This window comes from Bradyrhizobium oropedii (assembly GCF_020889685.1).
Lineage (GTDB): Bacteria > Pseudomonadota > Alphaproteobacteria > Rhizobiales > Xanthobacteraceae > Bradyrhizobium > Bradyrhizobium oropedii.
Genome location: NZ_JACMYO010000402.1, coordinates 1 through 1,933 on the forward strand (window position 1 = coordinate 1; position 1,933 = coordinate 1,933).

Sequence of the window (1,933 nt, forward strand, 5' to 3'; positions counted from 1 at the left end):
GGCCGGCTTCACCACCGCTGACCTGCGCACCGTGTCGTGGGTGAATTTCGCTGCGCTGATCCTGACGCCCGGTGCGCCGCTGACGCATCCGGCGCCGCACTGGAGCGTGCTGAAGGCGCGCGAGGCCGGCTGCGAGGTGATCGGCGACGTCGAATTGTTCTGCCGCGAGCGGCGCCGTCATGCGCCGAACGCGCCGTTCGTCGCCATCACCGGCACCAACGGCAAGTCGACCACCACAGCGCTGATCGCGCATCTGATGAAGGTTGCCGGTTACGACACCCAGATGGGCGGCAATATCGGCACCGCGATCCTGTCGCTGGAGCCGCCGCGGATGGGCCGCGTCCATGTGATCGAGATGTCGTCCTACCAGATCGATCTCGCGCCGTCGCTCGATCCCTCGGTCGGCATCCTGATCAACATCAGCGAGGATCACATCGATCGCCACGGCTCGCTCGAGCATTACGCCGCGGTCAAGGAGCGGCTGGTTGCCGGCGTGCAGCAGGGCGGCACCGCGATCACAGGCGTCGACGACATCTGGTGCCGCAACATCGCCGACCGGCTCGATCGCGCCGGCAAGCGCGTGGTGCGCATCTCCGTGAGGAACCCGCTGCCCGACGGTCTCTATGTCGAGCACGAGACCATTGTACGCGCGTCCGGTGCTGCCCGCAGCGAGATCGCGCGGTTAGGGGGTATCGGTTCGCTGCGCGGCCTGCACAATGCGCAGAACGCGGCCTGCGCCTCGGCCTGCGCGTTGGCAATGGGGATCTCGACCGACGTGTTGCAGAACGGCCTGCGCAGCTTCCCGGGCCTGGCGCACCGCATGGAGCAGGTCGGCCGCCGCGGCAACGTGCTGTTCGTCAACGATTCCAAGGGCACCAACGCCGATGCGGCCGCGCATGCGCTGTCGTCGTTTGCCGATATCTACTGGATCGCAGGCGGCAAGCCGAAGGCCGGCGGCATCACCGGTCTCACCGAATATTTCCCGCGCATCCGCAAGGCCTATCTGATCGGCGAGGCGGCGGCGGAGTTCTCCGGCACGCTCGGCGACCGGGTCCCGCACGACATGTCCGGCACGCTCGACGTCGCGATCGCCAGCGCCGCGCGCGACGCCGAGGCATCGGGGCTGAGCGAAGCCGTCGTGCTGCTGTCGCCGGCCTGCGCCTCGTTCGACCAGTACCGCAATTTCGAAATCCGCGGCGCGGCTTTCCGCGACATCGTCCAGGCATTGCCGGGCGTGAAGCCGGTGGTGTGACGACGCGCGGCAGAATTGCTGTGCGCCCCTCCGCGACGTAGGTTACGGGCTATGAATGATATCCCGCATCACCAGATTCGTGCCGTCTACGACGAGCATACGATCCGCGTCTATCAGGCCTACAATAGCGAGATTGCCGATGCCGCCTTGGCCGCCGGCACTTTCGTCTCCCCACCTTTCAGTATGACGCGGATGACTTGGATCAAGCCGTCGTTTCTCTGGATGATGTATCGCGCCGGGTGGGGCTACAAGGACGCCGGGCAAAGTCGGATACTGGCTGTCGATATCACCCGCGAGGGCTTTGAGTGGGCGTTGGCGAATAGCTGTCCAAGTCATCCTGATCCTGCGATGAGCAAGGATGATTGGGAGAAGCTGAAGGCCAATTCGTCTGTGCGAATTCAATGGGACCCGGAGCGCGACCTGCATCATCAACCGCGATCGCATCGTGCGATCCAGATTGGGATCGGTGGCGAAGCGGTGCGGCGTTACGTCGGCGAATGGATTCGAAAGATCACCGACGTGACCGAACTCGCGCACAGGATTCACGACTTGGTCGAGGGCGGCCGGCTCGAACAGGCAAAAGCCGCGTTGCCGATCGAGCGGGCGTATGTTCAGCAGGGCTGAATTGCAGGATGTTTGACTCACCGTTGGTGCAACAAACTCGGCGTCGTCCCTGCTTTC

The 1,933-nt window shown here is 64.6% G+C and carries 2 protein-coding genes; both read left to right on the forward strand.

The window, feature by feature from the left end:
* Nucleotides 1–1,252, forward strand: a 1,252-nt coding sequence (murD, locus tag H8A95_RS42825) for a UDP-N-acetylmuramoyl-L-alanine--D-glutamate ligase (RefSeq protein ID WP_229188424.1), incomplete at its 5' end; no start/stop codon positions are given.
* Nucleotides 1,253–1,303: 51 nt separating this feature from the next.
* Entirely contained in the window at nucleotides 1,304–1,876 is a 573-nt protein-coding gene (locus H8A95_RS42830) for a DUF4291 domain-containing protein (protein ID WP_229188425.1), read from the forward strand.
* The last annotated feature ends 57 nt before the right edge of the window (nucleotides 1,877–1,933 follow it).

Bases quoted from the DNA above. Each gene is read 5' to 3' on its own strand.
- H8A95_RS42830 (WP_229188425.1), top strand. From the start codon at position 1,304: ATGAATGATATCCCGCATCACCAGATTCGTGCCGTCTACGACGAGCAT.